Origin of the sequence: Parasynechococcus sp., from assembly GCF_042954245.1 — a bacterium.
Taxonomy (GTDB): Bacteria; Cyanobacteriota; Cyanobacteriia; order PCC-6307; family Cyanobiaceae; genus Parasynechococcus.
In genome coordinates, this window is record NZ_JBGKDP010000065.1 from 1 (window position 1) to 4317 (window position 4317).

At 58.5% G+C, this 4317-nt stretch carries 5 protein-coding genes, 1 tRNA gene and 1 pseudogene; 3 read left to right on the forward strand and 4 right to left on the reverse strand.

Annotation, left to right across the window (positions count from 1 at the left end):
* Both ACGVJ8_RS03170 and ACGVJ8_RS03175 read left to right on the forward strand, forming a co-directional pair.
* Nucleotides 1–929, forward strand: a 929-nt coding sequence (locus tag ACGVJ8_RS03170) for a translation initiation factor IF-2 (protein WP_392345449.1), incomplete at its 5' end; no start/stop codon positions are given.
* Between the two features lie 14 nt (nt 930–943).
* Nucleotides 944–1504: pseudogene (locus ACGVJ8_RS03175) on the forward strand (low-complexity tail membrane protein); the annotation flags it as partial.
* A 591-nt stretch (nt 1505–2095) separates the two neighbouring features.
* On the opposite strand, the gene ACGVJ8_RS03180 reads toward ACGVJ8_RS03175, so the two are convergent.
* Complete coding sequence (locus ACGVJ8_RS03180; RefSeq protein WP_392345450.1) at nt 2096–2368, reverse strand: DUF3493 domain-containing protein; 273 nt, start codon at nt 2366–2368, stop codon at nt 2096–2098.
* Between the two features lie 43 nt (nt 2369–2411).
* On the opposite strand from ACGVJ8_RS03180, the gene ACGVJ8_RS03185 reads away from it, so the two are divergent.
* A tRNA-Thr gene (locus tag ACGVJ8_RS03185) sits at nt 2412–2484 on the forward strand.
* Nucleotides 2485–2716: 232 nt separating this feature from the next.
* Here ACGVJ8_RS03185 and ACGVJ8_RS03190 read toward each other — a convergent pair.
* From ACGVJ8_RS03190 to ACGVJ8_RS03200, 3 genes are all read right to left on the reverse strand, one after another.
* Nucleotides 2717–2932: a hypothetical protein gene (locus ACGVJ8_RS03190; RefSeq protein WP_392345451.1), complete on the reverse strand. Its 216-nt coding sequence runs from the start codon at nt 2930–2932 to the stop codon at nt 2717–2719.
* Between the two features lie 96 nt (nt 2933–3028).
* Nucleotides 3029–3616, reverse strand: a complete 588-nt coding sequence (locus ACGVJ8_RS03195; RefSeq protein WP_392345452.1) for a hypothetical protein — start codon at nt 3614–3616, stop codon at nt 3029–3031.
* 94 nt (nt 3617–3710) lie between these two features.
* Nucleotides 3711–4205 carry a hypothetical protein gene (locus ACGVJ8_RS03200; protein ID WP_392345453.1) on the reverse strand — a complete coding sequence of 165 codons (495 nt, stop codon included), beginning with the start codon at nt 4203–4205 and terminating at the stop codon, nt 3711–3713.
* Nucleotides 4206–4317: the final 112 nt, after the last annotated feature.

Genomic DNA, 4317 nt, shown 5'->3' on the forward strand with positions numbered 1-4317 from the left:
TGGTGCAAAACGGCACCCTCAAGACCGGCGACGTGGTCGCCGCCGGTCCGGTGTTGGGCAAGGTACGCGCCATGGTGGACGACAATCGCCAACGCCTCAAGGAAGCTGGTCCCTCCTTTGCTGTGGAGGCTCTGGGCTTCAGCGAGGTGCCCACCGCCGGTGATGAGTTCGAGGTGTACCCCGACGAGAAATCAGCCCGGGCGGTTGTAGGCGATCGTGCCTCCGATGCCCGTGCCACCCGTCTTGCTCAGCAGATGGCGTCACGACGCGTTTCGCTCACGGCTATGTCCGGCCAGGCGAATGACGGTGAGCTCAAGGAACTCAACCTGATTCTCAAAGCCGACGTTCAGGGCTCTGTGGAAGCCATCCTCGGATCGCTCGAGCAGCTGCCCAAGGATGAAGTGCAGGTGCGCGTGCTGCTCTCAGCACCTGGCGAGATCACCGAAACCGACATTGACTTGGCAGCCGCCTCCGGCGCGGTGATTGTGGGCTTCAACACCTCCATGGCCTCCGGCGCCAAGAAAGCGGCGGATGCCACCGGGGTGGATGTACGCGACTACGACGTGATCTACAAGCTTCTGGAAGACATCCAGATGGCGATGGAAGGTCTGCTCGAACCAGAATTGGTGGAGGAAGCCCTGGGCGAAGCCGAGGTGCGCGCCGTCTTCACCATCGGCAAGAGCGCCGTTGCCGGCTGTTACGTCACCACCGGCAAGCTGCATCGCAACTGCCGGGTGCGGGTGCACCGGGGCAAACAGGTGGTCTACGAGGGCGACCTCGACTCCCTGCGTCGCAACAAGGACGACGTCAAGGAAGTGGCCACGGGCTTCGAATGCGGTGTCGGCACCGATCGGTTTGCTAACTGGGAAGAAGGCGATCGCATTGAAGCCTTCAAGATGGTCACCCAACGCCGCAAACTCACCACCTAACCCCGAAAGCGATCGTGCAGCCCCGCAGCGAGCCCCTGCTCTGGCTTCAGTGCCTGGCTCTTGGAGCCATCCCCCTGGAGCTGCTGCTGATCCGCCTGTTTCTGGCCGGCGCGGATCCGGGCCCCGTGCCTGGTGTGGAGCGATTTCTGATCTGGGGAGTGGGGATCTTGGCCCCAGCCGTCGCCTTGTGGCGACGGCCCGCCGACTGGGGTTCACTGCTGTTGCTGCGTCAGCCGCTCGTCAGCCGCAGCAGTGATCAACTCCGCATCAGTGCCTCGCACGGCGGCTTGAGCAGCCGCGCCGCTGTGGTGATCGCCGCAGTCATCCTGCTGCCCATCCTCTGGTGGCTGGACGATTCAGCGGTGCTGGCGAATGAGTTTTCCCCGGTTTCGGGGCAATCGCGCCTGGTCACCCTTTTGCTAGTCAGTCCATTGCTGGCCTTGATGGTCTGGCAAGTGCAACAGCTGATTCAATCTGTAGCGCTGTTGCTTGGATCAACAGCAACAGCTGCCTCTGCCGATTCGGCTTTTCGTGCTGACGCTGTTGCAACGCAACGAACCAGTCTTGGCCTACAACTGCTCAACCTCCCCGCCCTGGAGTGGCCGAAGCCTCCGGTGGAGCCGAGCAAGCAAGGGTCCGATGAGTCCATGAGTGTGGAAGACACAGAGCCAAAGATGGACGACAGCACTGGTCAAGCCAGCACTGAAGAACAAAGCACTGAATACGTCAGCGACGACGATGTCTCTGAAAACGAAGAACAAGAGGAAGAGGGTTCAGACATCAACCTGGGAACGGCTGAGGAATCTGCTGATGCTGAGGCCAGAACGCTGGAACCCGTCGATGCAGGGGGGCAAGCTGAAGAAGAGTCGTCTGCTGACGCTGTAGGAATTGATCCAACGAGCGATCAGGAAGCCGATGAGTCCATGAGTGTGGAAGACACAGAGCCAAAGACGGACGACAGCACTGGTCAAGCCAGCACTGAAGAACAAAGCACTGAATACGTCAGCGACGACGACATCTCTAAAAACGAAGAGCCCGACGAAGAGAGTTCAGCCGTCAATCCGGAGACAGCTGACGAGGCTGAGCCCGAAGCTGCTCCTGAGCCCGTCGTTGCAGAGGCTCAAGACGACGAATCTGAAGACATCAGTGCGGATGACGCCGATGAATCAACCGTCGCTGCTGCCGCCTCTGTTCCGGTCGAACCAGAGGAGCCCAGAGAAGAGCAGGAGAGCACCTCCCTGGATGCCGAAGTCAGCCAGATCAACAGTTTCGCCGGCGGAAGCCCGGAAAGCCATCGTGAACAGGCCGAGTCCAGCGGAAGCAAAGAGAGCGAACCAGACGAGCCATCTAAGCCCACGCCAGGGGGTCTGTGACTCCTTGAGCAACCGTTCCCGCAAGGTGGGATCCAGGCCAGATTTGGGGCGGGGATTATCGGACAAACGTCTCAGTTGGATTCAGAGCAAATGTTAAATTACTTCTGCCGCCGATGTAGCTCAGCCGGTAGAGCAACGCTTTCGTAAAGCGTGGGTCGCCTGTTCAAGTCAGGTCATCGGCTTTTAAAGTAGCCGTGCATTGAATCACCCTGATTCAATGCACGGCTAATCAACACACAGCTGTCTCAATCCTGAAGACGAGCAGAAATCATTTCCGCTGGTGATTCGGCCGCGAAGAAGATCGTTTCAGGGAACAATCCAGCGCTCTGGGTTCACATCAGCCAACACTTCAGCCGCCTCAGGATTCTGAAGCACCAGAATTCTTCGCGATCGCAGTTTGAGCTAGCGCCTTAACTAGGGCGTTATGGTCGCTTCTTCAACAAAGCGCTGGTACGAGCCATCGGCGATCACCCGTTCAAAACCGGTCTGAATCGCGGCTACCAGCTCCGTGCTCTCTAGAGCCACATAGAAAAAACCCGCAAAGGGATAAACAATCAACAGATGAGGATCAAGCAACATCTGCGGGTAGAACGACGTCAGAACAGAATCCTCCGCTTCAAGTTCCGCCACACCGGGGGAAACAACTGCACCCGGTTGTCATTCACCAAGCGCAGCAATTTTTCCGACCGAGCGGTGTAGATGTGCAGCCCAGCACGATCGAAAATCTCAACATCGCTCCAGCCCAGTCCTTGCAGCAAAACGATGCGTTGTGGAGGTCCTGAAGGCTGCGGATCGTTTGCAATTCGGCCAGGGATGCCTGATTGGTCCATCCTGCCCACAGCCCGAGGATTCCACCCATCCCGGAATGGGCACCGCCCGAAGACGACGGTTCAACTCAGGGCCGGCACCGTAGACACCAACCGAGAGCTGCAAGGGATTCCGCCGACCCGCCTTTTGCCCTTCCGCGAGAGAAGCAATCGCCTCATCCTGCGGCTGCACAGCAGCGCTGAAACCCAGGGCAAAGGGGGTGCCGCTGCGCTCCAGCACCAGCTTCAGCAGACGAAAGAGAAAGTCGTTCTGATCCTGACCGAGGCGTCGATCCAACACCACGGGAAGCGTGCCTTGCGGCAGTGCTGCAACTTCATCCGCAGTCAGAACATATCGATCAGGCAACAGCTGGCTACCTTCCGACAACCGGGGCTGAATGAACAGGGCTCCCAGAACCAGGAGGAATAGCGTCAATAACGACGTGATCAGAGCCCCAAGCCCCTTGGCCTGAGACTCCGTTATCTCGGTGCGGGATGGCTCAGTCACGGAATGATCATGAAAATAGCGAGCAGCGTGATGCCCACATAGCTGGGTAACAGCAACACGCGCAACACCTGGGAAACGCGCTCGTTGAGAACAATCACAGATGGCTGTCAATCAACTCATCAGCCGCAACCACATACAAAATTCCCAGGAAAATAATCAGCTGCAGATTTCCGATGAAGCCCGCCATGGCTGTGACCGGCAGCTTCCCGGCGATGTAGACAAAATTGTCTCCGGCTGAGACCACAGCCGCCAGGGTCAGATCATCCCGGCTGTGAGTAATCAGCAAACTCATGCAGCACAACCCGATGGCGAGCATGTAGCCGAGAAAGTCCGGCGCCACGTAGAGGAGGCTGCGGTGCCGGATCAGCACATCCAGCGTCACGGCCGGTTGACGACGAATCACCTCACCATCAGCTAAGGGGCGCCCAAGCTCACTCATCAAGCTGACGCTCGAGGCATAGGCACCGGGTTGCTCGAGCGTCCAGCCCGCCAACACCAGACCGGGAGACACGGCAAATGGATCGGGATCGGCAACATCCAGATTCACTACAGCCAACGGATCAGCCAGGCCGATCTGGATGTGCAGCATCTGGTCGTCAAAGGGATAGCGCTACAGCCGCCAGCGTTTGACCACAGCCGAACGCACCCGGTAGAGATTCCATGCACTGGTCGCGGTTTGCTTATGGCTACCCGCTCAAATC

Bases quoted from the DNA above. Each gene is read 5' to 3' on its own strand.
- ACGVJ8_RS03200 (WP_392345453.1), bottom strand. From the start codon at position 4,205: ATGCTGCACATCCAGATCGGCCTGGCTGATCCGTTGGCTGTAGTGAAT.